This is a genomic window from Burkholderia sp. Bp9142 (assembly GCF_003853415.1).
Classification (GTDB): Bacteria; Pseudomonadota; Gammaproteobacteria; order Burkholderiales; family Burkholderiaceae; genus Burkholderia.
The window spans coordinates 51868-78297 of sequence record NZ_QTPP01000015.1 but is presented as its reverse complement, the minus strand read 5'-3'; the positions used below and the strand labels follow the sequence as shown (position 1 = coordinate 78297).

The following is a 26430-nucleotide window of genomic DNA, read 5'->3' as shown; positions in this document are numbered from 1 at the left end:
TCGACAGGACATGCGCGTTCGGTACCGTCGCGCGGGCGCGACGGTGATCGCGGCGGTGCTCAGGCGAGCGAGGCCGCCGGCGTCGCACCCGGCCGTCCGACGAAGACCGCGAGAATCAGCGAACCGATCAAGCCAAGGCCGCCAGCCAGCGCGAACGCACTCACATAGCTGCCGGTACCCTGAATCAGAAAGCCCGTCGCTGCCGGCCCGACGATCCCCGACACGTTCGCGAGGCCATGCATGAAGCCGCTCGCCGTGCCGACCTGGTGACGCGGCACGCTGTCCTGAATGATGGCCCAGTACGCGGGCGCCGCGAGCATCAGGAAGCCGATCGCCACCGTCATGACGCCGACGGCCGTCGCGGCCTCGCCGACCATGCCGGTCAGGCCGATGCAGACCGCGGCGATCAGCAGCGAAGTCACGAGCACGACCTTGCGCGAGTACATCCGCTTGCCCGTGCGCCGAAAAATCGCATCGACCAGGAAGCCACCCGACAAAAAGCCGATCGCGCCGGTCACCCACGGCAGCGAACTGACGAGGCTCATGTCCTTCAGGCTGATGCCCTTCGCATCGACCAGGTAGCTCGGAAACCAGGTGATGAAGAAGAACAGGATGTAGTTGTAGCAGAACAGCGAAATGCCGGTCGTCAACACCGCGCGCGTCGATATCACCTCGAGGATCGACACGCGAGCACCGTCAGCCGCGGTCGTCGGCTCCTGCCCTGCATCGATGTCGGCGAGTTCAGCCGGCCCGACCTTCGGGTGTTGCTCCGGCGTTTCGGTCACTAGCCGATACCAGCAGAATGCCCACGTGAGCCCGAGCACGGCCATCACGATGAATGCAGCCCGCCACCCGAACGACAGCGCCAGGAAGCCGATGACCGGGCCTGCCAGCGCGCCACCGATCGGGCCGCCCGCCTGGTTGATGCCGGCGGCGCTCGCGCGCTCGTTGATGGGGAACCAGGTATTGACGACCTTGTTGGCCGTGGCGGAGTTCGGTCCTTCGCCGGCGCCGAACGCGATCCGCACCAGCAGCATCGACCAGAACCCGGACACCGTCGCAGTCAGCCCGCAGGCGATCGACCAGAACGTCATCGAGATGCCTAGCACGCGCTTGCCGCCGAAACGGTCGGAAAAATACCCGCCGAGGAAATTGAACAGCGCATAGCCGACCGAGAACGCGCTGAAGATCAGTCCTTTCTCGCCCGCGGTCAAATGAAAGTCGCGCGTGATGAACGGCATCGCGATCGACAAAGCCGCCCGATCGATATAGTTAATGATCATTGCGGCCATCAGCATCGCAAGGATCGTGGTCCGGTACTTCCGGTAGGGTTTGGTCACTTCGAGTCTCCATCCGTGTTGCTTGCATCCTCCATCCGCTCACGCGGCTGGGGACGGCTTTCGCTTATCGTAGGCGTTGTCGCTCGTGACGAATATGCCGTGCGAGCGAACGCTTGCTGCAAATTCTCAGAATCTGGAACCGTCAGAAACTGTGGCGCAGTCCGAGCGCAGCCGCCAACTGGCTCGAAGTCCTCGCGGCGGTAAACCCATAGATCGATGCCACCGCATTGCCGCCCGTTGAATCGTGGCCGGTCGCGTGCTGCCAGATACCGACGAGATACACGTCCGTGCGCTTCGACAGGAAATAGTCGACCCCCGCATTCGCCTGCAGGTAGCCAGCGCCGCTCGCGTTTCCAGCGACGTGACTTGCGCGCGTGTACTGCACGGACGTACCGAACATCGTCGTGGTGTTCCACGTCTTGCGCAGATTGAATTCCCACGTGTTGAACACGGCGCTGCCGGCGTAACCGCGCGTGTTCAGGCCGGGTTCGGCGCCGAGATCACGCAACCGTGTGTTCGTGTAGACAATACCCGCGGTCCACCCGTCGAGCGTATAAGCGCCGGCGGCGCCGAGTAAGCGCAATGCAGCAGCAGACGCATAACCGGAAAAGATCGGCGATGTAGTCATATTGTTGCCGGTCGTGCTAGACGACGGGTTATTGCCGTAGAATGAGAAATTCGGATCCTGTGCATCGAGGTATGCGGCGCCGAATTGCAGCGGGCCGTTCGTATATCCCGCGCCGAGTGAAAAGATCCGCTTGCGGCGGAAATCGCCCGCTACGCCGCCCGGGCTGAACACACCGCCGAACGTCACGCCCCCAATGTTCGGACTCGCGTACTTGATCGCATTGTTCACGCGATAGTTGTTGCCCGTGTTGTCGAGATCGCCGGGGTGGTTCGCATACGCACCTGCGGTATCGCCACCCGCCTTCAGTACGCCGACGTAATCGACGATCGAATCGTACTGCCGCCCAGCGGTGATCGTGCCGTACGCGCTGCCGATACCGACGTACGCCTGTCTGCCGAACATCGAGCCGCCCTGGCCGAGCGAACCATTCGCCGCGGAGAACCCGTTCTCGAGGCGGAACAGCGCTCGCATGCCGCCGCCGAGATCCTCCCTGCCAAGCAGCCCGAATCGGTTTCCTTTCAGCGGCCCCGCGCTCAACGCGGTCGCCGATGCGCCACCGGCATTGTTCACATAGGTCACCGCTGTGTCGATGATCCCGTAGAGCTGCACTGCGCTCTGTGCATGTACGGCGGTCGGCAGGACAGCGGCAAGCGCGGCGCCGGTGCCGAGAAGCGTCATCGAAATATGTTTCACCCGTCGTCTCCGTCTTCGTGGTTTGAGTGCGACGGATGCTACCCATGACGCCGCGAGGCGAACATGCAGAACATTGCCGAAGCGAGCGACATGATTCCAACATGCGGGATTTTTCAGAGTGCCCGGCTCAGCAGTTCGCGATCTCCGAGTGGACTGCATTGACGCCGCCGTTTGACAAGACATCGCGGTATGCCTCAATCACCCGGCAGCCGATCGCCAAATGAGGCCGCAGACAGCACGCCAGACCTAGCCACGACGCATCTCCCGCAATCTGCTCTCGTTCCGTCCCCTCGCGTCACCACGCTGCCAGAACTATCCAGCCAGCAAAAGCGAACGAGTCACCACCCAATCTCCCCGCCGACGTGTAGTACATACCCTTACATACTCGCTCAATATATACAGGCAGACTGATCACATTGATATGCAGGCGGACTGAACACTATGAAGGCGTCAAAAACCCCTAGTTCGGAAAGGAAGTCGGCGGGCGATTCCTACGATCATTTCCGGCACGCCACGAATGGCGGATCCGGCATCTTGCTGCATAGCACAAACACACTTCGCCTTATCCGGTTGACGATCGGCTTTGCTATTGTCATTGGGGGAATGTTCGCAGTTGCGCTGCATGGAGCGTCGTTTGTGTGATCCTGGTGAACGGTGGATCCAAGGTCTTAGCTGATTTACGGCTCGTCCAAGTGACCCATGAACTCGACCGATACGGTCTCACACCTACACTAGAAGTTCGGGCGTGTCCTTACACACTAAACGGAATCGAGCCGCCCGAAGCAGGATACCGTGATGACCCTATCGCTCGTGCCGCTAGCGATGCACATCGCAGGTAAAGCGCACGTGAAGTTTTCACTCGATTTATGCTTTGAACGGAGGAAATGTCGTGTCAAAAGTTAGCGTCCTTGCCACAGGCGATGCCATGCTCACGCAACGCATCTCGCCTAACCCCGATGCTGATTTTCTCGAACTTGTCGAGATGCTTCGGAAGACGGACGTGACCATCACCAACGTTGAGATGGTTTTCCCAGGCCGCGATCGAATGGCTTCGACCACCATGCATGGCATTCCATGTGGTGTGGAACCGGAGCTCCTCTCCGAGTTTGAGTGGCTTGGAATCAACATCTATGGGATGGGGCACAATCACGCCACGGACTATGGTGTTTCCGGCCTGGTGTCCTCGATCGAGGCGCTGGAGGCGCGCGGCCTGACGTACGCTGGCGTTGGCAGAACGCTCAAGGAAGCACGTTCTCCCCGCTACTTCAGCGCACCAGGCTGCCGGGTCGCATATATCGCAGCTGGATCGAGTAACGCTCGCCTCTGCCTCGCCGCAGACCCGAGCGTTGGGGATGTGGGGCGTCCCGGTACTGCACCGATTCGTGTGCAGAAGACTCACTACATCCGAAAAGAACGATTCGAAGAGCTGCGCGAGATCCTTGCTGAAGCGGGCGTCAACGTAACCGCAACCGGTACGACGGCTCCTGGCATTCACTTCCCCTACCCCGACAAGAACGTCTATGATGCGCCGCCGCCGGGTGGCTTCGCGGTGGAGGGTGTCAATTTCGCACCGAGCGATGATTCGCGGGTTCAAACCGACGTTCTGGAGCGCGACGTCGAGGCGCTCCTTGCGTCCGTGTCGGAAGCATCTCGTCAAGCAGACCTCGTATTCGTCGGATTGCATTGCCATGAAGGTATCCAGGGGCGCTGGAATACGGAAGTGCCTGCAGAGTTTCTTCAACCGTTGGCGCATCAACTGATTGATGCGGGCGCGCACGGCGTCTTCGCGCACGGACCGCATATGCTGCGCGGGGTAGAACTGTATGCTGGCCGACCGATCTGCTATTCGCTCGGCAATTTCATCTTCAATGTCGAGACGTTCTCGTCGTTCCCGCTCGAGGTCTACGAACAACAAGGCATGCCGCTGAACTCGACGCCTGCGGACCTGTTCGATGTTGTCACCGGCTATGGGAAGCAACCGCTGTTTTGGGAATCGGTGGTGGCCCGCTTTACGTATGAGAACGGTGTCCTTGCAGATAGCGAATTTCATCCGATTACGCTCGGACGCGATGTACCACGCAGCCGACGTGGCTGCCCTCAACTTGCCTCCGCAGAGGATGGCGCTCGAATTCTGGCGCGACTGGACGACCTGTCGAAACCGTTCGGCACCGGGGTGGATATCGTCCGCGAGGGCGAGCGAAGTGTAGGCAAGATCAAGGCCCGGGGTTGATGAGTGAGTTGAGCTTGCGACATCCTCTGCATTTAGAACGCGCAGCTCAACCAACGTTTGGAGTCTTTTCCTTCCACTCAGATCAACGCGCAACTTGAAGCGCTATATGCCGACGATAAATCGTAATACTTCATCGGTCATCTCTTAGCGCTTCTCGAGTAGACACGCAAATGTCGCGGGAAATTGCCAACTAGGGCACCCGCGACAACTAGGCCGGGGATATCGTACGAGCCGTCCAGCCAATCGACATAGCCACGGACGGAGTCGCGCGAGCAGTTTCGCCCGCGACGGGATAAGGCGGGTTTCGGTTCTCTCGATGACGGTCCCGCATCGGAAACATCGCACCCTTCTTTGTTTTTAGGACGGCTTCCGCTATATAAACATAGTATTCCATATTAATAACACAAATACAAAAAAAGACCTTCCTAGGATGCGAAAGATGACTTTGAACCAGAAGCTAAGCTCCACGGTTGCCGTGCTATGGATTGGATTGGTTTTGATCGCTGTAGCCAGCGTCTGGCAGTATCGTGATTCACTGATCAAGGACCGTCGAGCTCAGTTGGTCGCACTCGTCCAGCAAGGTCAAAGCGTCATCAAGCATTACTACGCGCTATCGCAGCAAAGCGCCATGAGTGAGGACGATGCGAAGAAGAGATCGCTCGAGGCACTTTCTATCATGCGCTACGGCACGGACGGCTATCTCACTGTCAATGATTCTCGTCCCGTCATGCTTATGCATCCGTTTGCGCATGATCTGGTCGGAAAAGACCAATCCGGCTTCACCGACCCTACCGGCAAGCATGTCTTCCAGGATCTCGTGAAAGCCGCCAGTGGAAACGGCGGTGGGTTTGTTGACTACGTCTGGTACAAGCCGGGCGGCGATCGCAACTCGCCCGTGCAGAAAGCATCTTACGCGCTGAGATTCGCACCGTGGGACATGACCATCGTCACCGGCATGTACATGGACGATGTCAACACAGAATTCACTAGCGCAGTCATTCGCTGGGCGATCATCACCTGCGTGCTCGGCCTCATTGCCAGCGTGGCGATGTTTGTTGTGCTTCGTAGCGTTCGTCGTGGTCTCGGGGGCGATCTGGAATTCGCAATCGAGACGGCGCATCGCATCTCGCAGGGCGATCTTACGGCAAACGTATCGACCGACTACAGGAACACAAGCAGCCTGCTCCACGCGCTCGCGACGATGCAATCTGGACTCGTGGATGCGGTCGCGCGCATTCGTTCGGGTGCCGAGAACATCAACATCGGCGCAAACGAGATCGCATCGGGAAATCTGGACCTCTCACAACGCACGGAACAACAGGCCGCAGCTCTCATTGAAACGGCATCCAGCATGGATCAAATGACAGCCACTGTTAGGCTGAACGCCGACAGTGCGGCGCAAGCGGCCAATCTGGCCAGCCAGGCGGCCGAGGTCGCATTACGCGGCAGTAGTGTCGTCGATGGTGTCGTCCGAACAATGAGTGAGATCACCTCTCGCGCTCACCAGGTAAGTCACATCATCGGAGTCATTGACGGCATCGCATTCCAGACCAACATTCTCGCGCTCAACGCAGCTGTGGAAGCGGCGCGCGCCGGCGGGCAAGGTCGCGGTTTCGCAGTCGTCGCATCAGAGGTTCGCAGCCTCGCACAACGCTCGGCCACGGCCGCCAAGGAAATAAAGGAGCTCATTGAGGCGTCCACAAAAGCCATCGATCAAGGTGCGGCGCACGTCTCAGACGCCGGCAAAACAATGAGCGAGATCGTGCAGTCTGTACATCGCGTGAGCGAGATTCTCGGGGAAATCAGCCATTCCTCGAACGAGCAAAGTATCGGGATTGAGCAAGTCAACCGGTCCGTCGGTGAAATGGAAAAAGTGACGCAGCAAAATGCCGCGCTTGTGGAAGAGGCGGCCGCCGCAGCTCAATCACTAAACGATCAGGCCGGTACGCTTCGCGAAGCAATTTCCGGGTTCAGGCTGCCGGCCTAGAGACCGGCTCGTTTGAGCCACGTCTACAACGCTGGTTTATGCCTACAGGCAATCACATGCAGCTCGGAAGGCCATCGGCTCAGCACGAGCAAAGCCGGATTGACATCACCGACAATATACAGGCAGACTGACCATAATCGAGGCGCGCCATTGTTAGGAGGACACCTGATGACGTTGACGACACCAGCTCGACAGGAAATGTGGAGCGGTCAACAACAGAAGGTGAAGGTAAGCCTCGCGGTAAACCGCACGATGGCGAACGTCCAAGATCGTTTGAGGCATGCACCGCCGCCGATGCCACGCGGCAATAGCCCTTTTTCAGACCTGGTCATTGATCAGGATATAGCTCCCCCCGCGACTGATTGGTGGGTCTCGGAATTCCTAACCGCTTACCCTCACTGGGTCGAAGCGTAGACCGAACGAGGAAGGTGATGAAGTTTCAGGAAACGGCCGTTTGGAAAAGTGAGCCATGGTACCGCTATGGTAGTGCAGCTATCGCGGTCGGCTCCCGCGATCGCGTCCAGACTCTCTCGGCGGAGGCTCCGTCGTACGCCCCACACCCCGGCAGCGAAAGTAATCACCTCGGCGCCCCCCAGGATGAATCGCCTCGTGTACGTAGACGGTGGTTCTCGTTTCTGGGCGCGGGCGCGATGATTGCGGTCGGATATATGGATCCGGGAAACTGGGCCACGTCACTCGGCAGCGGCGCGAAGTATGGTTATCAGTTGCTATGCGTCGTACTGGCATCAAGCCTGATGGGAGTGTTGTTGCAGTGGATAGCGTCGAAGGTCGGCGTCGTGACTGGGCGTGATCTCGCTCAATTGTGCCGCGAAAGTTACAGCCGCCGTACTACCGTATTTCTCTGGATCACCTGTGAAGTCGCGATCATTGCATGCGACGTCGCCGAGGTAGTCGGCAGCGCAGTGGCGTTGCAGTTGTTGCTTGGGGTATCGCTGACGGTCGGCGTCCTGATGTCCGCCATCGGCACATTCGCGATGCTCGCGCTTCAGAGCCGCGGACAACGTCCCTTAGAGATCGTCATCACTACCCTGATCCTTTTTATCGGGTTCTGCTTCGTCATCGAACTCGCACTCGCCAATCCATCATGGCACGCCGCGCTCGCCGGTCTCGCGCCCTCTCCAGCGTTATTGCGCGATGCCGGCATGATCTGGTTTGCAGCCGGCATTCTGGGCGCGACGGTGATGCCACACAATCTCTATCTGCATTCTGCGCTGGTAAAGGATTACGCGCGACGTGGCGACGATCAGTCCATCTCCGACGCGATTAAGGGGGTGAATATCGACACCTTCGGCTCGCTCGGCATGGCATTCATCGTGAATGCAGCGTTGTTGATCGTGGCAGCTGCCGTGTTCCACGCCAGCGGCCATTATGAAGTAAGTGATCTCGCTGATGCTCATCGCCTTATCGCGCCGCTCGTGGGCAGTCACTGGGCAGGCATCCTCTTCGCGGCGGCGTTGCTCGCGTGCGGACTGAACGCGACAGTTACCGGCACACTGGCAGGACAGGCTGTGATGGAGGGCTTTCTGACGCTCAAGAGCCCACGTTGGGTGCGTGCACTCTTAACCCGCACACTTGCCATAGGACCGGCGTTGCTCGCTGTCGGCGCGTTTGGAGAACATGGGTCCAACGAACTTTTGGTAGCAAGTCAGGTAGTGCTGAGCTTACAACTGCCGCTAGCCACAATTCCGCTCGTCAAGTTTGCATCCGACCGCAAACTCATGGGGCGATTTCGGGTCATGCGAGTCCCTCTTGCACTTGCCTGGCTGTGCGTCGGAGTTATCGTGGTGCTGAACGCGGCGCTGATCTGGCAGCTCGTGACAGGGGCTTGAGTGTGGCCCGATCACGACCTCAGGTTTACATGTGATGGTCGCACATGACCGGTACTGGAGAGGCGCATGAGGTCACGAAATGTTGTCGCAGAAGTGTTTGTGGAGGGCCGGCAGATCTCGGCTCACTTTCGGGCGTCAACCGCGCACCTCGTGATTCGCGAAGGGTCGGTCATCGTAGAAACCATCGTGCCTCCCGATTCGTGGATGGCGCTGGCAACGGTCAACTCTGGAAGCGATTGGGGTACCCGTCCAACCCGGGAAGACCTGCAAGGATTTCTCGAACGATACATCACCACGCACCCTACCTTCGATCATAAAGATCAAGGCGCTTGACCAACTGCGTCGACGACTACGCGATACCGAGCGTCTGAGGGGCTGAAAAAAATGGAGGCCAACGTTCCGTACAATCGTGAGACGGAGGCATGCAGGGCCCGAATTCCCAGTGCGGTCTACGCGAGCGAGTTTCGCGAGCGGGCGGTCAAGCTGGCACTGACTGAAAGCGTCGGCGTTTCGGAGGGGGCACGTCGGCTGTCGGCTCCGCTGACGACGTTGGCGAACTGGGTCCGCTCGGCCAAAGCTGGCAAGCTGCATGAGATTGGCAAAGAGCAGAAGCCGCTGACCGAAATGAAAGCCGAGCTGGCACGCGTACAGTGAGAACCGGCGGAAGTGAAGATGGAGTGCGATCTGTTAAGAAAAGTCGCGACGAACTCCTTGAGGGAATCGCGGTGAGGTACAGTGTGATTGAACAGACGCAACAGGACTATCCAGTGCCACCGATGTGCCGCTCGCTGGGTGTTTCGGTCAACGGCTGTTACGCTCGGCGCAAACGCCCGTACTGGAAACGGATTCAGCAGAGGGCCGGCTCGAAAGCGGATGCGCAGGAAACTGGGCCTGCGGTGCAGGCAAAAGCGCAAATTCAAGGCAACCACCAATTCGAAGCACGGCCTGCCCGTCGCGCCGAACCTGCTGCCGGAGGACTGCTCGGTGTCAGCGCCCGATCAGGTGTGATGCGGCAACATCACGTATATCGCGGCCAACGAGGTGTGTGCTAAATCAGGCCCGGCTTCGGACATCGGCTCGAGACGGCGCTTGCATCATCAGGTCCTTCACCATGCGCTCGCTCATCTCATAGTCAACGATTTCGCAGCGTTACAGATCCCTCAGGCCGGCAAGATTCAACCAGCGACCGCGGCTCGCAATATTAAGACCAGACCCGCCATCATCGAACCTCCGAATGATTTACAGCCGGCAGCGCACGCAGGCTCGTCTATGCTACCAGTCGCCCGCCACATCTACCCCGCGATTCTATCTGGATCGTATCCGCTGTGGTGTCCACATATTCCGACCTCAGTGTCGGTGAGCGTCTACTATGAGTAGCGTAAGCACAAGCCGTCTGTCAGAACGCAGCAGCAACTTCGCCTAGAGGCGGAGGCGCTCGCGGCCCATCAGCAAACCCGGGAAAGGTTCGGTCCTGGGCACCGGCGGTAACATCTTGAGGATCGTGGCGTGCGAATCGTTGCACGCTTTGTCAGACGGCTGCGCAGAAAAATGGGGCTGAGCTGGTCGCAGAAGCGCCAGTTCAAGACCATGACGAATTCGAAGCACGACCTGTCTGTCGCGCCGAATCTGTTGAGCCGGGATTTCTCGCTAACGGCACCCAATCAAGCTTGGCACCGTGACATCAGCTATATCGCGACCAACGAAGGCTGGTTGTATCTTGCCGTTCTGAAAGAACGGTACGGCCGCGAAATCGTCGGTTACGCGTTGAGCGAACGGATGACGAAAATCTGGTCATACAGGCCCTGTTCGACCCGGCGCCACCAGGCGGCCGCCTGCCGGTCTGATCACCACATCAATCGCGGGTCGCAATATTGTGCGTTGGCCTATTGATCGCTCGTGAGCCGGTTCGAAATGCGGGCATCGATGAGCCGCAGCGGCAGTTGCTACGACAACGCCCCGATCGAATTCTTCTGGGGGACGTTGAAGAACGAACTGGACTTTCATCAATGCATTCACAATTCTCAAGCAGCCGGCACGCGATCAGCGAATACATCGAGATCTTCTATAAACTGCAACTCACGCGGGCGCATCTCAATTGCCAATCGCCGGTCGCATTTACGCAGCGCCTCCATCTGAATCTGATCGCTGCGTAACCCAGGGAGATCCACGAATTCCGTCCGATCGCAGATGAGATCGCATCCTAATCATATAAAGAACGAAGTGGCCGACGACCGGCAATGTGGGGATTCAACCCCATCGACCCATCGCAGGCATAGGTCAGTCACTCGTCTCACGTCGTCCTGCGCTCCGTCTGCGAAAGTGCATCATTTCGCAACTCGTCCGTACCCGACGATGCGGAGCGACTATGGTCGATCAGGGAAAAAAGAAGCGCAGCGACAATGCCGGTTCCAGCAATAACCAGGAAGTTTTGTTGCAACGGCAGCTTCAGTGCCACCATCATCCCGAGAAGCGGCGGTGCAACGATCGCGCCCAAGCGACCAACGCCCACAGCCATTCCAATACCAGTCGAGCGGATTGCGGTTGGATAGAATACGCCGCAGTACACGTAGGCAACAATCTGTGCTCCCGTGGTGCAAACGCCGACAGCACCCATGACCACGTACAAGAGAGCCGTCGGCATCTTCATCGTCATCAGACACAGGAACAAGCTCCCAAGTGCGTACATGCTAACCAGCACCCACTTGATGTGGAGTTTGTCGGCAAGCCATCCACCGCCAATGGCGCCAACGATCGTGCCTATGTTCATCGCAATGACGAAGCTCAGCGCTGAGCCCAGGCTGTAGCCAGACATCGCCATCAGCTTGGTGAGCCAGGTGATCAATGAGTAGACCATGAACAGCCCGGTGATTATGGCAGCCCAAAACAAGACCGTACTTGCACTGCGGCCCTCTTGGAACAGCCGTGCAATCGGTACACCGGACGTACGGTTGTCGCCTGGCTGGAGAAACACCGCGGATTTCTCGATATCCATATCAGGTCTAAGCCGACGCACAATTGCTCGTAGAAGACTATCGTCGCGGTTTGCGATCAAGTGCGTCAACGAATCAGGCATCCACCTCAGCACACACGGAATCAGAACCACCGGCGGTGCGGCCGCAAAGAACACCGCCTGCCAACCGTAGTCGACGAGAAGCAGTTTTCCAAGCACCGCCGCAAGTATGGCACCGAGCCCGTAGCCTGAATACATTATTGTCGTCACTAAGCTACGAATCTTTTTCGGCGAGTACTCTGTCATTTGCGCGATGACGTTTGGCATGGCACCGCCGAGGCCGAGCCCGGCGACGAAGCGCAATATGCTAAAACTGACAGGCTCACTGGTAAATCCGGCAGCCGCCGTAAACACGCTGAACAGGAAAATACAGATAGCGAGCGTCCGGCGACGGCCGATTCGATCTGACAGGGTTCCTAGGAAAATTGAGCCAAACATCATACCGAACAGGGCCGAACTAGTCATAAAGCCAGCCGTCACTGCGCTGACGCCCATTTGCTGCATGATCGACGGGAGCGCAATACCAGTGACAGTAAGATCATAGCCGTCGATGGCAGTGATTAGCAGACACCAGACCAATATCGTCGCGTGAAAGCTGTTGAAGGAGGCCTCGTCGACCAACTTGCGTACGTCAATGCGATACACGTTCATCCCCTTGAATTTCACTCGGTAATCGGACCACTTGATCGCGCAGGCACGCTTGGCACGCCCACACGATATAGACTTCAAATCCTCTGCCCAATTAGATTTCGACTACGAATCTAATTCAATGTCAGCTGACGGCTCTATGCATATTCCACGTAACAAATGTTAAGGTACGGTTTCATCCTGCTACTGCAGCTAGCGTTATTCCAATGAACCTCCTCACCCCACCTCTCCACGTGCGCCGGTAACGCTAGCGATGCTGGCTATCGATATCACGCATCAACTTTTCCGCTACCATGAACCGGTGAACTGCCTCTTACTTCTTCACCATCGAGCGCCCCCGGGACTTCTTTGGCAATTGATCATCCGTGGTTTCCGATTGCGATCAGTGAATATCACGTCGCCCGAATTCAACAGATCTCCCGAGCAATCCTTCACACGAAACCCTATCGACTTTCCGCGCGCCCGTCCCCTCAAATAATTGCTCAGGAGAATATACTTCTAATCATGAAATTCCGATCATTTCCATGACAATTCCTGTTCATCGATCGATCTCGCCTACAGAGAAAACCCCTCTACATCAGATCACGAAAGAATTGCACTCCTTATTTCACCAGACAAGACGACGTCCGCATGGTGCGGAAATACCTTTTCCATAAGAACTCGATGCACTTCATCATCGAGATCAGCACAGCAATCTCGCGCGATGATTAACCGGTAGTCCATATCGAATGCCTGTCTGATCGTTGAAAGGACCGATCCACTTGTTGTGACGCCTGCGATTACCAGCGTTTCAATGCTGGCTGCGCTCAACAGGGTCTGCAAGTCTGTTCCGGAGAATCCACCGATTCGAGACTTTATTACAATTGGTTCATCTAGATATGGAGTTACTGATTGATGAATCTCGGTTCTGACATCGCTTCGAGCAAACAGCGCTTCATCACGAATCGAGCAAAATAACTCGTTACGCGGAGAAATTTCCGGGTATCCGTGCCTGAATCCGACTGTGACATAGATCACTTTGACTTTCGCCGAACGCGCCGCGGCAAGCAGATTCGCCGTGTTTTCAAGCAGCTCCGACGCTTGCTCCTTGGGCACATACCAGTCGAATGAAATCCTCTGCAGATCCATCAGCAAAAGAGCCGTTCGTGAGACATCGAGATTCAATCGTGTGACCATAATCGTACTCCGTCTTTTTCTGAGATTCGTCGACGTGATTTGCAGGTTTTGTCCTGATCAACCGCTCACGAGTGCGAGGCCGGGAAATGTCGTGCAACTGCCCCATGAGCACCATGTTCATACCTAGGTGTTTGGTCCCAGGTTGCCGTCAACGCTGATGGAGTTGCACGATGTCCCGCGCTGGAGTCAGCGTCAGGAGGTGTACTCAGCCCCCTGTTCGCAATACGCCTTGCATGGAATTAAGCATCCAGTTCCCACATCGCTCGCCTCGCATTCACCGGGGAATCATCGACGTTCCGACACTAATCCATCAGCCGTTGTCGCTGCCATTATGATCAGTCTGCCTGCACATATTGTGTTCGTATGTAAGGGAATCCACCTAAGTTTCATCCACACATGCCGCACGCGCCCTCTCTATACGGAGCCTTGGGGCAACGCTTTCGAAGAGTCGCTAAATACGCCCGGAGTTCGTTCGACACGGCGCCGAGCATGATGCCGTTAATCGCATGAATATGGCCCTGTAAGCCACAAGATGTAGTGAACAGGTTTGTGCCCGCTCCCCAGCCTTCTACAGCCCGCCCACCATGATCCGGAACGATCCTCGTATCCAGAACAACCGGTTCCAAGAATGGGCGAAATCATGCAGCCCGAGGGGTTTCTACCTAGGCCCCGGCGCGTTGACACACCCAAAATATACAGGCAGACTGAATATCACGACGACGCCAAATCGTCGGGAGGACACATCATGACGACGACCCACAATGGTCGGGAGGAAACATTATGACGACTGCAGCACTCGAGCGACCGGCAGCGCAAGAAAGGCAGCTCGATCACGTTGAAATCAAAGTGATCGACACTGACGTCCACGTCGAACCGAAATCGTTCGAAGAACTTATCCCTTATCTGGACGCACCGTGGCGTGATGTTCCCAACCTTATCGAGAGCGTGCCCTTTAGCCGCCCGACGTACAGGACGCTGGAAGGTGGAGGCCGAAAAGACGCGTATCCGAAGGTCGGCGACATCGGCTCCGATCCGGACATGGTTGGCCAGCAAATGTTCGTTGACGATCCGACGGACTACGCGATCCTGTTGCCGTGGAGCTTCCGCGGATTCACGGTGGACCCCAAGCTCGATACAGCATTGGCGGGAGCAGTGAATGCATGGTTGGCCGACACCTGGCTGTCCAAGTACAACGCCGAAAATCGCTATGTCGGCTCGATCTCCATCGGCATCGATGATCCTGTCGCGGCCGCAAAGGAGATCGACAAGTGGGGCGAACATCCAGGTTTCCGACAAGTGGTGATTGGCCACTATGGCCCTCGCCCGTTTGGTCATCCGATGTATGACCCGATCTGGGAAGCCGCTGCGCGGCATAACCTTCCTATTGCAGTGCACTTCCGCGGCGGCGCCACGCAACCGTTGGGCTGGACCTCGACCGGTCCTCTGCAATACTTCGTCGAATACCACTCGCTCATCGCGCCGATGGCATACGGCGCACACCTGGGCAGCTGGATTTGCAATGGCGTTTTCGATCGGCATCCGGAGATGAAGGTGCTGTTCATCGAAGGCGGCTTCCTGTGGTACCAACCGTTCGTGGATCGCCTCGAGCGGCATTGGAAAAAGACAGCACAGGAGCTCGGGCTGAAGAAGACGCCTCATCAGTACGTGCGCGATCACGTTCGTTTCGCGACGCAACCGATCGAAGAGAACACCGATCCGCACAAGATCGCAGCCCTGTACGAAGAAGCGAACGCCGCGGAACTGGTGATGTTCTCCAGCGACTATCCGCACTACGACTACGACCCGCCCAGCAAGGCGCTCCCGCGTTCGCTGGACGCCGAGATCAAGAAACGAATCATGTACGAGAACGCACGAGTGATCTACGACTTGCCGAAAACCCGCCCGGTAGACCGGTTCGATCTGGCAGGGGGTGCACGATGATCATCGATTGCGCTATCCACCCGGTTCTGGGCAATGTCGAGTTCAACAAGGCGATCGGTTCGCCTTGGAATTTCCTCAAGTTGCCTCCCCTTTTCGGCGAGAAGTACCGAGCACCGTTTGACCAGATGGCGGTGCCGACCGAGCAGGCAACGAGCCCTGCAGCTGTCGCGGAACACCTTCGCCGTGCGGGCGTCGACTATGCGGTTCTTAGCCCGACCACACGTGGTTACTGGCCGAACCCGCAACAAGCTACTGCCGTTGCACGTGCTGCAAACACGTTGCTTTTCAGAAAGTGGCTCGAAGCACCTGAAGCCGAAGGACGGTTCCTGGGCTCTATTCGCCTGGCGATGAACGATACCGACACGGCATTGCGAGAGATCGACCGTTGGGCGGACGACGATCGATTCGTTCAACTCGTCGTGCCGGCGCGCGCTCTGGCGACGTATGGAGAACAGCGTTACTTCCCGATCTGGCGCGCGGCCGCTGAGCGAGGCCTCGTCGTCTATGTCCACGATGACTTCACGACGCTGATTGAACCGCCTCCGTCGCAGGTCGGTTTTCCGAGCTTCTTTGCGGAAGACCATGCGCTCCGGCCGATGGCATCGATCGTGCAGTTGACCAGTTTCATCGTCGCCGGCGTTTTCGACCGCTTGCCGGATCTTCGCGTCGTCTTCGGGGATCTCAGCGTCCATGCGGCGCGCTCACTGGTAATCCGGACGGACAAGGACTGGCAATCCGATCGGGTCGAGGTTCCGTGGGTAAGCAACGATCCGTCGACGTACCTGGAGCGTCACGTCCGCTTCGTTACTCAGGCCGACGACGAGATCTCGCCGCACAGCAAGGCCGCGACCGGGACGATCGGTGGGGACAATGCTTCCCTCGTCGTCTACGGCAGCCGGCATCCCTACTGGGACGGAGCCAACGCGAAGGACGTGTTCCCCGCGTGGTCCGAGAAGGATCGGGCACGTTGTTTCGCCGACAACGCCGTGCAGTTCTACCCGCGTATCGCATCGCGCGTGTCTGCCGAGCTGGGCGCGTGACAATCCAAGACTGAATAGGAGACACAAAATGCGATACGTAGTGGGTGCAGTAGACGATCTTCCGCCCGGTTCGTCGACGATCGTCTATCCGGAAAAAGTCAAGAGCGGCATCGGTGTGTTCAACGTCGACGGCGAGTTTTACGCGCTGAAGAACACGTGCCCGCACATGGGCGGCCCGCTTTGCAAGGGGCACGTTCGCGGCACATCGGAAGCGGAATGTCCGACGGACGGGCTTCCCGAGATGCACTGGGTTCGGGATGGCGAGGTCGTGTCGTGCCCTTGGCATCATTGGGAGTTCGAGATCAAGACCGGGCGGACGATTTTCAAGTCTAACCAGAAGGTCCGCAGCTACCCTGTGACGATCGAATCGCCGGAGGAACTGGAGCGACTGAAAGCAGGCGTCGAGACGGTTCCCGTTTCGGTTGAAGGCGCTGCAGTGGTCCTCGATATCTGATCTTTCCGTCGGCTCAAGAGCGAGTGTTTCGCGGCGGATGGATCTCAGGGCCTGGACTCTGGGATCCATCCATCAACCTGGTATTTGATGATGTCTGAGAACGACCTTGATCTTGTGATCACACACAAGGAAGCGGCGGCGCAGGGAGTTGTTCGCCTCACGTTCGCACGTAAGGATGGCGCTGAACTTCCATCCTGGGACCCCGGTGCACATGTGGACCTCCGCTTCAATTCCGAGGGAGTGGAATATGTGCGGCAGTACTCGTTGTGTGGCGAAACTACTGATCGACGCAGCTGGCAGGTAGCAGTCCGCCTTGCTTCCGATAGCCGGGGAGGTTCCGCTTACATTCACGAATCGTTCGCGGAAGGCGATACGGTCCAGGTCACGGGGCCGCGCAATAACTTCCCGTTGGTGCCAGCGACGCATTATATGTTTATCGCTGGCGGCATCGGCATCACCCCCATCTTGCCGATGATCGCCAACGTCAACGCGTCGGGCGCGGATTGGCGCCTCGTGTACTGCGGTCGTTCCGCCGAATCGATGCCCTTCGTCGATGAGGTTCTTGCCTTCGGTGCCGATAAGGTCTTGCTACATACGAGTGATGCTCTCGGCCAAGCTGATCTGCCCACGCTAATTGCCGCGGCCCACCCTGATACTGTCATCTATTGCTGCGGACCCGAGACGATGCTTCGCGCGATTGACGAGAGCTGCGCATCTTGGTCAGACGATCGGGTTCACGTTGAGCGATTTACCCGGCGCGAAGACGGCTCCGAATCTGCTGTTTCCGCATTTGAGGTGGAATTCGTTCGCTCCGGCATCGTCGCTACCGTACCGGTCGACCGGTCGATCTTGGAAATTGCCGAGGAACACGGCGTCGACATCGATTCCTCTTGCCAGGAGGGCGTGTGTGGATCTTGCGAGACAAGAGTGATATCGGGAGTCCCTGATCACCGAGACTCGTTGCTTAGCGCAAAGGAGCGCGCCTCCGGTCAGACGATGATGGTATGCGTCTCGAGATCATGCTCAGCGAGACTGGTTCTCGATGCGTAACAAAACTCGTGCGATTACGGCTTGATGCGGCACCATCATCAGCCCTCGCAACGAGAGGCGTGAGCATCGATGGGTTGGAGAGCAATCGATGCTCCGCCGGCTCATGAAGGTCTAGAAAACCGTTCAAATATTAGGAGTGTTATCAATGTGTGCAATGGTAACGAAGAATGATGGATCATCGAGGGCCGAAGAACTGCCGCGCCATCGTCGAATTCTGCAGGAGTCCGGCGCTGCGATTGGCCGAATTTCGGGGATCAATCACCTCGTCATGTTCACTCACGACATGAACGAGGGCGTGAGGTTCTACCGCGACGTGCTCGGAATGCGGGTGGTGCGAACCCAGCGCTTCTCGACCACGGCAAAAGGACTCCGCACCGCGGCCCACCACTCCAGCGGGTCGGCTGCACATGATTCGGCCGAAACCTCCCCCATCGCAGTCGACATCGTGGTGCGCCAGGTGTTTTTTGAAATGGGCAACGGCGAGCTGTTTTCTCTCTACGAAGCGCCCACCGTTACGGAAAAGCCAGACGCCCCGGTGAGTTCGGTTCTGTGGCCTTCTGCCAGCAAGGCACGCTGGAGTCGACCGGTAGAACCTCAGAAGGTAGATCACCTTTCATTCGACGTGCGCTCGCATGAGAATGTTGTCTGGTTCAGGGAACATTTGCTCTCCCAGGGCGTCGCGGTGTCCGAAGTATCCGAGCGGCGAGGCGCCAACAACACCCATCGCTTCATCTCGTCCATCTACTTTTCCGACCCCAGCGGAAACCCGCTCGAAATCTCGTCGTTCGACGCTGCCGATACAGCTTGGCAGTCGTATGACTTCTCCGATTGGTTCATCGACGAGGAGCCCGTGGACGCCCTGCTCCTCGACGACACGTCCAGCGACGTCCCGACGCTGACTCCTCATTGGGTTCATCCATCGAACAAGTGAGGCCGGCTATGAACTATCGCGAGGTTCTGAACTGGGGCGAGGATACGTGGATGCACGACGTCACCGGCGTCGCAGTCGATTCGCGCGATCACGTCTATGTCCTGCGCCGCGGTGACAATCCTGTCACCGTGCTGACCCCCGATGGAGCCGTCGTGGCTCGTTGGGGGACGGGCCACTTCTCCAGCCGCCCTCACCTGATTGCTATTGGAAGCGATGACAGGGTCTACATTGCGGACGATGGGGGTCATCGAGTCTTTGTATTCGAATCGACCGGAAGTCTGATTGAAACGATCGGCAGTGGTTCTCCATCGGAAACCGGATATGACTCAGGTGCGCCGAACTCCGAGACCGCGCTCAGCCAGATCCACGGAGGGCCACCATTCAACAGACCGACCAAGGCGGTACCGGGACCCAACGGCGAATTGTTTGTCAGCGACGGCTACCGGAATTGTCGGCTCCATCGCTTCTCCGCAGATCGCCAGCAAATACGGTCATGGGGCGGTCCTGGCGCAAACCTTGGCTGTTTCGTCATTCCGCATAGCGTGACGATCGACGGGGAAGGACGCGTTCTGGTGTGCGATCGCGAAAACGATCGGATCCAGATTTTTTCCAATGACGGCAACCTGCTCGATGTGTGGAATAACGTGCAGCGTCCTACGGATGTCGCCTTCGATCAACGCGGGTATGCATACGTAACCGAGCTGCCGCGTGGCCCCCGAGACCTCAAATCGTGGCGGCTCGGTCGAGCGACAGAGGAACTACCCGGTCGAGTGACGATTCGCAATTCCGATGGGACCGCTGTGTCTAAGGTTGATTGCCCAGGCCTAGAATTTCTCGCCCCACACGCGATCGCTGTCGATTCAACGGGCGCCATCTACGTGTCAGAAGTCCCGGAATCGTTCGCGAACTACACCAGGAAGCCACATCACCCACATCGAAGCCTGCACAAATTCGAACTGCGCTAGGGGCCGACGACGGTCCGCTCACAAAAACAAGCGGCTTTGTCGATCGATGGAAGCTGGCCACCGACTTCGAGACGGAGTCGGAAATGTTCGAGCCATTCGCACGCGCCGCTCTTATTACGCGCGCCGCACGCCCTCTGATTAGTCAACAATCTTAGCCTTTCGCCAAGGGGAAGCAAGCATGATCAAAGTAGGTGACACCCTACCCGATACACACCTCTTCGAGTACATCAACGACGCGACAGAAGGCTGTACCTTGGGGCCGAGCGCATTTTCGGTACGAGAGCAGACCGCCGGCAAACGCGTGGTGATTTTTGGCCTGCCGGGGGCATTCACGCTCACGTGTTCGTCGAAGCATCTACCCGGCTACGTTGATGCTTCTGCAGACCTGGCCGCGGCCGGCGTGGACGAAGTTTGGTGTGTTTCAGTCAACGACGCGTTTGTCATGAACGCGTGGGGACAAGTCCTCGAGGCTGCCGGCAAAGTGAGGATGATTTCCGACGGCAACGCAGACTTCACTCTTGCCCTCGGCCTCTATCAAGACCTGAGTCGGCTCGGCATGGGATGCCGCTCTCAACGGTACGCGATGGTGGTCGAAGATGGGATGGTCAAAACGCTGAACGTCGAAATGCCAGGGAAATTCGAGACCACGGATGCTCGGACAATCCTGCTGACGTTGCAAGAGTCCTAATGTCCCCGTGTCGCCGAACCCTCGGAGAAAAGTAACGCTTTCGAGGGGCGCTGATCACCCCGTCGGCCGACGGGGTGCACCGTTCGATGCAGTACAGACACAATGCCGTTTCCGCCCAAGCGGCCTCAGCAAGCTACTCGCGCGTGTTGATGATTCGCTGGACGAGCGCCAATCCTCGCTGCAGCTCTTGACGTTCGTCCTCACTAAGCTTCTCGAGGATCACTGAGGTCAACCAATCTTCTCGCACCGCAAAAATACTATCGAGAGTTTTGGTGCCTTTTCGTGTTAGTTGTATGAGTGTCGTACGACCATCGGTCGGATGCGGCCGACGCGCAACCAATCCCGCCTTTTCGAGCGCCTGAACCGTCAGCGACATGGATTGAGGCCTGACGCGCTCGGCTGCTGCGAGGTCGTTCGTACTCATCGAACCCTGTCGCTGGAGATGGCCTAGCACAGTGAGCTGTGACAGCGGCGGGCCCGATTCCACTCGGATAAGCCTTGCCCCGCGGCCTAAGGTTTCGCGAAGCTCAAATGCCAGCTCTGCAACGGAGGCGAGCTCTGCAACAGAATTTCGATCAACGTTCATATGTGACAAAACTCGCCTACGTAAGCACCGCCAGACATCGTTTGCGGTCGATCTTCACAATGTAACACACGACACACTCACCCAAGCTGCGATACCGCAATCTATACGCCAAGTTGATCGGTCGCTGCCTACGGGCATTCCGTGAACGCTAAGTCATCGTCATCGTGACCGGACAAACACGATGGCCGCCGGCAAGACCGATTCCCCCGCTCACGAGACGACGATTCCTCGCGCGCGTAACGTCCGGCGTCCAGCAGTCAACGCATCCATCAACCTAGCGCGAGCCGTACTGATATGCTGCTTCGTCAGCTCAACCGCATTGTCAATTTGACCCTTTTGGAGGGCAACGAGGACGGCTCGATGCTCAGACAGTTTTTCAGCCGAGGCTTCGATTTCAATCCATCGCACACGAAGCAGTTGGGTCATGCAATCTGCAATCCCCCGTTCAATGAATTTGTTCTTCGCGAGCGATCCAATCTTGAGGTGGAATTGACGCGCCGCATTGCCGAGTTCTTCAGGCGAGCATTCCTCATCGATCGAGTCCAGGATCTCCTGAATCGTAGCGAGCTCAGCAACACTCGCTCGCGACCCACCAAGTCGGATCGCTGCAACCTCTAGAACTTCACGGTAGCCGAACAGTTGCTGAACCTCGTCGACGTCGATCGGGGGAACGATCCAGCCGCGGCCATTTCGACTGACCAGCCCCTCCCCTTCCAACCGTAACAACGCTGCGCGTACAGATGTTCGCGATGTCTGCAATTGTCCCTCGAGCCATCGCTCAGTCAACCGCTCACCAGGCCCAATTTCCGTATCCAGAATCATCCGTCGAACTCGATCTTCCACTACCCGCGTCTGCGTCATCAAATTCCATCTCCACTTTGTGCGTCAACGCCGTCCGCGTTCGACATGTAGCCCATCAAGGCATCCCGGATTTGTATGCCAATCACCATTGCATGTACATCCTGATATCCCCCGAGGAGTGATTTCGCAATGCACGGTTCGTGGACCAGGTTAGGTGGATTCCCTTATCCCCTTGACAAACTATACAGGCAAACTGATCATGTAGTTATGCAGGCTACCTGATCATAAAATCCTGCCTGCGGCGCCAGCACAGTCTGGTTTCGACATGCCAGACAGTGGCGTCGCGCCTCACGAGTTCCATCCGCTCAAAGCGATCGCCCCGCGCCGGTAACTCCGATGTCGACGCATGGAGACACACCATGAGATCTCACGAAGCTTCCCTGCGATCGCTAGTGGAAAAGTGGTTAGGTCCAGAATCTGCCGCACGGCCGTGTGTGACAAATTTCAGCCACGGCAGACGCAAGGTATGGCGCTATGTCTGCGTTCAGGCTACACGCCCATCTGGCACCTTTTCGTTCGTATTTTTCAGACACGACGATGGCTCCTGGTGTGTGTTTCCGCCAGCAATTCAGCGGCCGACCATGGGTACCATAACGATGAGCACTCAACCGTCTACGCCCCCGAAATGTCTCGAAGGCGTTGAGGTGCTCTAGCGGCATTCAACATGTTTCCCATAGGAATCCGTACATTTTATCAAGACATGGTCCGGTCAAGTTCCACCAAATGGCAAGGCTGCCTATTTGCATGAACGTCTCACACAAGCGCTATGGCCGTTCGTGTATCCGCCCGTATCGGGTGTGACGTGCACGAGACGAGATGGATCTCATAGACGCCACGCCTTGCCTCTTCACAATGCTTCGTCGCACTGGTTCCTCCTCTGATCGAAGCGGTGGTTCACGGATATTGCCAGGATGAAAGTTAGTTCTGTGCAGCCCCGAGACTGAGCTTCTATGCCTCTGGGCGCTCGTGTTGCGCCGCAACCGTCGATATTGCGGGCAATCGCCTGCAGATGATCAAACCGCTCAAACTCACCCCGTCTCGACTACTTAAGTACATCCCCTTACATACGGCTTCTCAATGTACAGGCAGACTGATTACATGAGCAGGAAGACTGAATATTGATGCGATGGCAATGCGTTTGTGTTTCAGACACCGCAAGCGCCAGCCCCGAGCAACGATGAACAGCGAGATCTAATACACGCGGATTTTTCGCAAACTGAGGTGGGTGTGATCGTCAACACGTGTGGTACCCAAGGAGCGCACACGTTTTGTAGGTATCCCCACTGGACGTTGGAGTCGTCTCCGCTTCGATATTGAGCCACACAAGATGGCATCTACGGCGCGGACGAACAGTTGGATTCGATTCGGTTTACTTAGTCGTTCACAGATGAGGAGACATTTGAAATGAGCGATCCCGCAGCAACCAATCATCAGAAGATCCAGTCCGCCCTCGTCGACCCTCACGATCGCCGAAGACAGATGTTGGTCGCACTGCCAATACTCGCGATCGTGCTGGTCGGCATTGCTGGGCATGCCACTTCGTCCCTCAAGCCGCTCATCATCCAAGCCTTCGTTCAATCCGTCGGATTTGATAAGGCAACGTCAGGGTATCTCCTGACCGCGGAAATGATCTCGACGAGCGCCGGCAGCATCCTTGCAACCGCTTTCCCATTTGCGTTGCGCCGCCGGGGCTATCTGTTCGGCGCGCTCGCATTGATGATGTTGGCGAATCTGGCCAGCATTCCATTCAAAGCCGATCCCGGCTTCGTCCTGTATGCGCTGCGATGTCTGTCTGGCGTTGGTGCCGGGTTCGGTCTCGGACGTCTCGGGATCCTGATTGCTCTCTCCGGACGTCCCGGGAAGACCGCAGCTCTGTATTCGACAAGCACCCAGTTGTATGGCGCTGTTGCCGCCTTCGCGATGCCGTTCATCAATCGGGTTTGCGGCGCAAACTCAATCTTTCTTATCCTCGCTGGAACGGTTCCGCTTGCATTGATGTTGATCGGTTGGATCCCGGAAAGCAATGAGAAGGTGGCCAAGAAGAAGACCATTTCGGTCCAAAACGGGCACGCGCTTGGCTTGGGCGAGAAGGTGATTCTTGCGACGACTTTTGGCGTGTTCTACCTTGGCGTGGGGACGTTCTGGCCGTTCATATCGGTCCTCGGAGAGACAACGGCGATCAGCCATTCTCAAATGTCGGGTATCTTGGGTTGGTCGGCAATTGCCAGCGCGTTGGGATCTGCAATGGCCGTCTTCGCTGGAGATCGCAAATCGTCAGCCCCTATCATCACAGTGTTCTTCGGTGCACTGTGTCTTTCGATAGCGCTACAGCTCGTCGCACCGCGGTCTCTGCCGACCTTTATCAGTTCCGTCCTGCTCTTTGCCTTCGCTTACTGGGTCATCAATCCGATGATCTTGGGCGTAATGTCGAAGCTGGATACGACCGGCCAGATGAACGGTGTTTACTATATCGTCGCGGTCGGCGGCATCTCACTCGGGCCCGCAGTGGCCGGATGGATTCTTACACACGAGAGCGATCGATTTGCGAGCGCTGAGTTTCTCCGTGCCGTCAGTCTTGGCCTGCTCGCTGCGTCCTCCGCGGTACAGGTCTACTACGCTTACCGCGCTCGCCGCATTCCCGGCTAAACCGAGAAGATCGGAACACGGCTTGTAATTTGTAGGCCACCCACCAACTTGCTCGATTGAACTGGTGTGGTGGCCCAACCGGCCGTCGAGAACACCGAACTACCCAAGCAATCACGACCGAGCGCTGGCTTCGGCGTTTGCCAGCACCGGGCCGCAGCTTCGATTTCGGCTCCGGCTACATAGTTGTGTCTGCATAATCGAAATCTTTGGTCCTTCTCTTGCACCGAAAGCTGCTATCCGGATATTGTGCTCGCCCCATTGAGGAGCGTGACAGGAAACCTGCTTCGGAATTCGCAAGACCTTCTTTCATTTCATACATCATATTTATTACGGATACCGAATCTAATAGATAAATAAAGGACCAGATATTTCTTCCGCAAAGCCGAATCAAATCGGCATCAAAACCAAACCTACTTACGGAGATCTTCCAATGAAAAAATCAGTCATCGCCATGGCGGCATTTGGCGCACTCGCTAGCGCCGCTCATGCTCAGAGCAGCGTAACGCTCTACGGTATCGTAGACGCCGGAATCGCCTATACGAACAACGTCGGTGGCAAGCACAACTTCTTCACGAGCAGCGGTAACCTGCAGGGCAGCCGTTGGGGATTGCGCGGTAAGGAGGACCTGGGTGGCGGCTTGAACGCGATCTTCGTGCTGGAGAGTGGTTTTAATGTATTCAACGGCACGCTCGGTCAAGGTGGAGACGCGTTCGGACGTCAAGCGTACGTAGGATTGTCGACGTCACGATTTGGAACGGTCACGATGGGCAGACAATACGATTCCGTTGTCGATTTTACCGGCCCACTCGAAGCAGGTAGTCAATGGGGATCATATTTCTCCGCCCACCCGGCCGACCTCGACAATATGAACAACACCAACCGGGTTAACAACTCGATCAAGTTCACCAGCCCGAACTATGGGGGCTTCACTTTCGGGGGGTTGTATAGCCTCGGTGGCAACGCGGGTCAGTTCAACCGCAATCAGATCTGGTCTATTGGCGCCGGTTATTCGAACGGTCCGCTACAACTGGGCGCAGGTTTCCTGAAAGTTCAGGATCCGAACTATTCCTTCTGGGGAAACAACGCGAGTTCGCGTGCCAGCTCGGCAACGCCGTCTGCTTCGAACTTCCCGAGCAATCGCGTGATCGCTGGCTATGCGTCGGCACATTCGCTGCAGGTGATCTCCGCTGCCGGAGCGTACACCTTTGGCGGCGCGACCATTGGTGCCACGTACAGCAACACGCAGTATAAGGACGTTGGCAGTGAGGCCGGCGCGGGTCTCAATCCTGCTGGCTACACGGGCGGTTCGGGCAAGTTCCACAACGCAGAAATCAACTTCAAGTATCAGGTAACGCCCGTATTTCTCGTCGGCGCCGCATACGACTATACGAAGGGCTATGGCCTCAGCGACGCAAAGTACCATCAGTTCATGCTCGGCGCCGACTACTTCCTTTCGAAGCGCACCGACATCTATATCGACGGCGTCTACCAGCACGCAAGCGGTACGGATTCGACGCAGCATTCGGCTGTCGCCAACATCAACCAGTTGTCCCCCTCTTCGACTTCGAATCAGGTCGCAGCACTGGTCGGTATTCGGCATAAGTTCTAACTAGGCTTCCCGGGAATCTGGGGCCTACCCAAGGGGCCTTAAGGCCCCCTTGGGGACTGCTGACGGATCTGGATCCCCCGCCGGTCACATGCTGCGC

19 protein-coding genes and 2 pseudogenes are annotated in these 26430 nt (G+C 57.3%); 15 read left to right on the top strand and 6 right to left on the bottom strand.

Annotation, left to right across the window (positions count from 1 at the left end; all coding sequences use genetic code 11):
- Nucleotides 1-59 precede the first annotated feature (59 nt).
- On the bottom strand, nt 60-1340 hold the full coding sequence (locus DIE22_RS18505) for an MFS transporter (protein WP_260426714.1): 1281 nt from the start codon (nt 1338-1340) through the stop codon (nt 60-62).
- Between the two features lie 142 nt (nt 1341-1482).
- Nucleotides 1483-2820: a porin gene (locus tag DIE22_RS18500; protein WP_311767746.1), complete on the bottom strand. Its 1338-nt coding sequence runs from the start codon at nt 2818-2820 to the stop codon at nt 1483-1485.
- Between the two features lie 730 nt (nt 2821-3550).
- On the opposite strand from DIE22_RS18500, the gene DIE22_RS18495 reads away from it, so the two are divergent.
- The 6 genes and pseudogenes from DIE22_RS18495 to DIE22_RS38870 all read left to right on the top strand — a co-directional run.
- Nucleotides 3551-4891, top strand: coding sequence for a CapA family protein (locus DIE22_RS18495; protein WP_124605768.1), 1341 nt, complete (start codon nt 3551-3553; stop codon nt 4889-4891).
- A 430-nt stretch (nt 4892-5321) separates the two neighbouring features.
- Nucleotides 5322-6878 carry a methyl-accepting chemotaxis protein gene (locus tag DIE22_RS18490; protein ID WP_124605767.1) on the top strand — a complete coding sequence of 519 codons (1557 nt, stop codon included), beginning with the start codon at nt 5322-5324 and terminating at the stop codon, nt 6876-6878.
- 431 nt (nt 6879-7309) lie between these two features.
- On the top strand, nt 7310-8728 hold the full coding sequence (locus tag DIE22_RS18485) for an Nramp family divalent metal transporter (protein WP_260426713.1): 1419 nt from the start codon (nt 7310-7312) through the stop codon (nt 8726-8728).
- Between the two features lie 66 nt (nt 8729-8794).
- On the top strand, nt 8795-9061 hold the full coding sequence (locus tag DIE22_RS18480) for a hypothetical protein (RefSeq protein WP_124605766.1): 267 nt from the start codon (nt 8795-8797) through the stop codon (nt 9059-9061).
- Between the two features lie 51 nt (nt 9062-9112).
- Nucleotides 9113-10088 (top strand): annotated as a pseudogene (locus DIE22_RS39335) (transposase).
- A pseudogene (locus tag DIE22_RS38870) lies at nt 10079-10881 on the top strand (IS3 family transposase); the annotation flags it as partial. The pseudogenes DIE22_RS39335 and DIE22_RS38870, both read left to right, overlap by 10 nt.
- Nucleotides 10882-11018: 137 nt before the next feature.
- On the opposite strand, the gene DIE22_RS18460 reads toward DIE22_RS38870, so the two are convergent.
- Nucleotides 11019-12383, bottom strand: coding sequence for an MFS transporter (locus DIE22_RS18460; protein WP_124605838.1), 1365 nt, complete (start codon nt 12381-12383; stop codon nt 11019-11021).
- 585 nt (nt 12384-12968) lie between these two features.
- Complete coding sequence (locus DIE22_RS18455; RefSeq protein WP_124605764.1) at nt 12969-13562, bottom strand: cysteine hydrolase family protein; 594 nt, start codon at nt 13560-13562, stop codon at nt 12969-12971.
- Between the two features lie 780 nt (nt 13563-14342).
- Here DIE22_RS18455 and DIE22_RS18450 point away from each other — a divergent pair.
- The 7 genes from DIE22_RS18450 (at nt 14343) to DIE22_RS18420 (ending at nt 20631) form a co-directional block, all read left to right on the top strand.
- Nucleotides 14343-15503 carry an amidohydrolase family protein gene (locus DIE22_RS18450; protein WP_124605763.1) on the top strand — a complete coding sequence of 387 codons (1161 nt, stop codon included), beginning with the start codon at nt 14343-14345 and terminating at the stop codon, nt 15501-15503.
- Entirely contained in the window at nt 15500-16543 is a 1044-nt protein-coding gene (locus DIE22_RS18445) for an amidohydrolase family protein (protein ID WP_124605762.1), read from the top strand. Before DIE22_RS18450 ends, DIE22_RS18445 begins: the two co-directional genes overlap by 4 nt.
- Nucleotides 16544-16571: 28 nt before the next feature.
- On the top strand, nt 16572-16997 hold the full coding sequence (locus DIE22_RS18440; RefSeq protein ID WP_124605761.1) for a Rieske 2Fe-2S domain-containing protein: 426 nt from the start codon (nt 16572-16574) through the stop codon (nt 16995-16997).
- 90 nt (nt 16998-17087) lie between these two features.
- On the top strand, nt 17088-18047 hold the full coding sequence (locus DIE22_RS18435) for a PDR/VanB family oxidoreductase (protein WP_124605760.1): 960 nt from the start codon (nt 17088-17090) through the stop codon (nt 18045-18047).
- Nucleotides 18048-18201: 154 nt separating this feature from the next.
- On the top strand, nt 18202-18978 hold the full coding sequence (locus DIE22_RS18430; protein WP_260426712.1) for a VOC family protein: 777 nt from the start codon (nt 18202-18204) through the stop codon (nt 18976-18978).
- A gap of 8 nt (nt 18979-18986) precedes the next feature.
- Complete coding sequence (locus DIE22_RS18425; protein WP_124605758.1) at nt 18987-19943, top strand: hypothetical protein; 957 nt, start codon at nt 18987-18989, stop codon at nt 19941-19943.
- A 178-nt stretch (nt 19944-20121) separates the two neighbouring features.
- Entirely contained in the window at nt 20122-20631 is a 510-nt protein-coding gene (locus tag DIE22_RS18420; protein WP_124605757.1) for a peroxiredoxin, read from the top strand.
- Nucleotides 20632-20764: 133 nt separating this feature from the next.
- On the opposite strand, the gene DIE22_RS38865 is transcribed toward DIE22_RS18420, so the two are convergent.
- Together DIE22_RS38865 and DIE22_RS18410 are read right to left on the bottom strand one after the other, a co-directional pair.
- On the bottom strand, nt 20765-21217 hold the full coding sequence (locus DIE22_RS38865) for a MarR family winged helix-turn-helix transcriptional regulator (protein WP_124605756.1): 453 nt from the start codon (nt 21215-21217) through the stop codon (nt 20765-20767).
- Nucleotides 21218-21427: 210 nt separating this feature from the next.
- The gene (locus DIE22_RS18410) at nt 21428-22078 is read right to left on the bottom strand and encodes a GntR family transcriptional regulator (protein WP_185640644.1); all 651 of its coding nucleotides are present in this window, start codon (nt 22076-22078) and stop codon (nt 21428-21430) included.
- Nucleotides 22079-23482: 1404 nt separating this feature from the next.
- On the opposite strand from DIE22_RS18410, the gene DIE22_RS18400 reads away from it, so the two are divergent.
- A complete protein-coding gene (locus tag DIE22_RS18400; RefSeq protein WP_124605754.1) occupies nt 23483-24724 on the top strand; it encodes an MFS transporter in 1242 nt (413 codons plus the stop codon).
- A 430-nt stretch (nt 24725-25154) separates the two neighbouring features.
- Nucleotides 25155-26333, top strand: coding sequence for a porin (locus tag DIE22_RS18395; RefSeq protein WP_124605753.1), 1179 nt, complete (start codon nt 25155-25157; stop codon nt 26331-26333).
- Nucleotides 26334-26430 lie beyond the last annotated feature (97 nt).

Bases quoted from the DNA above. Each gene is read 5' to 3' on its own strand.
- DIE22_RS38865 (WP_124605756.1), bottom strand. From the start codon at position 21,217: ATGAACGTTGATCGAAATTCTGTTGCAGAGCTCGCCTCCGTTGCAGAG.
- DIE22_RS18490 (WP_124605767.1), top strand. From the start codon at position 5,322: ATGCGAAAGATGACTTTGAACCAGAAGCTAAGCTCCACGGTTGCCGTG.
- DIE22_RS18455 (WP_124605764.1), bottom strand. From the start codon at position 13,562: ATGGTCACACGATTGAATCTCGATGTCTCACGAACGGCTCTTTTGCTG.
- DIE22_RS18485 (WP_260426713.1), top strand. From the start codon at position 7,310: ATGAAGTTTCAGGAAACGGCCGTTTGGAAAAGTGAGCCATGGTACCGC.
- DIE22_RS18450 (WP_124605763.1), top strand. From the start codon at position 14,343: ATGACGACTGCAGCACTCGAGCGACCGGCAGCGCAAGAAAGGCAGCTC.
- DIE22_RS18410 (WP_185640644.1), bottom strand. From the start codon at position 22,078: ATGACGCAGACGCGGGTAGTGGAAGATCGAGTTCGACGGATGATTCTG.
- DIE22_RS18425 (WP_124605758.1), top strand. From the start codon at position 18,987: ATGAACTATCGCGAGGTTCTGAACTGGGGCGAGGATACGTGGATGCAC.
- DIE22_RS18445 (WP_124605762.1), top strand. From the start codon at position 15,500: ATGATCATCGATTGCGCTATCCACCCGGTTCTGGGCAATGTCGAGTTC.
- DIE22_RS18395 (WP_124605753.1), top strand. From the start codon at position 25,155: ATGAAAAAATCAGTCATCGCCATGGCGGCATTTGGCGCACTCGCTAGC.
- DIE22_RS18480 (WP_124605766.1), top strand. From the start codon at position 8,795: ATGAGGTCACGAAATGTTGTCGCAGAAGTGTTTGTGGAGGGCCGGCAG.
- DIE22_RS18440 (WP_124605761.1), top strand. From the start codon at position 16,572: ATGCGATACGTAGTGGGTGCAGTAGACGATCTTCCGCCCGGTTCGTCG.
- DIE22_RS18430 (WP_260426712.1), top strand. From the start codon at position 18,202: ATGGTAACGAAGAATGATGGATCATCGAGGGCCGAAGAACTGCCGCGC.
- DIE22_RS18400 (WP_124605754.1), top strand. From the start codon at position 23,483: ATGAGCGATCCCGCAGCAACCAATCATCAGAAGATCCAGTCCGCCCTC.
- DIE22_RS18435 (WP_124605760.1), top strand. From the start codon at position 17,088: ATGTCTGAGAACGACCTTGATCTTGTGATCACACACAAGGAAGCGGCG.
- DIE22_RS18500 (WP_311767746.1), bottom strand. From the start codon at position 2,820: ATGCAGTCCACTCGGAGATCGCGAACTGCTGAGCCGGGCACTCTGAAA.
- DIE22_RS18420 (WP_124605757.1), top strand. From the start codon at position 20,122: ATGATCAAAGTAGGTGACACCCTACCCGATACACACCTCTTCGAGTAC.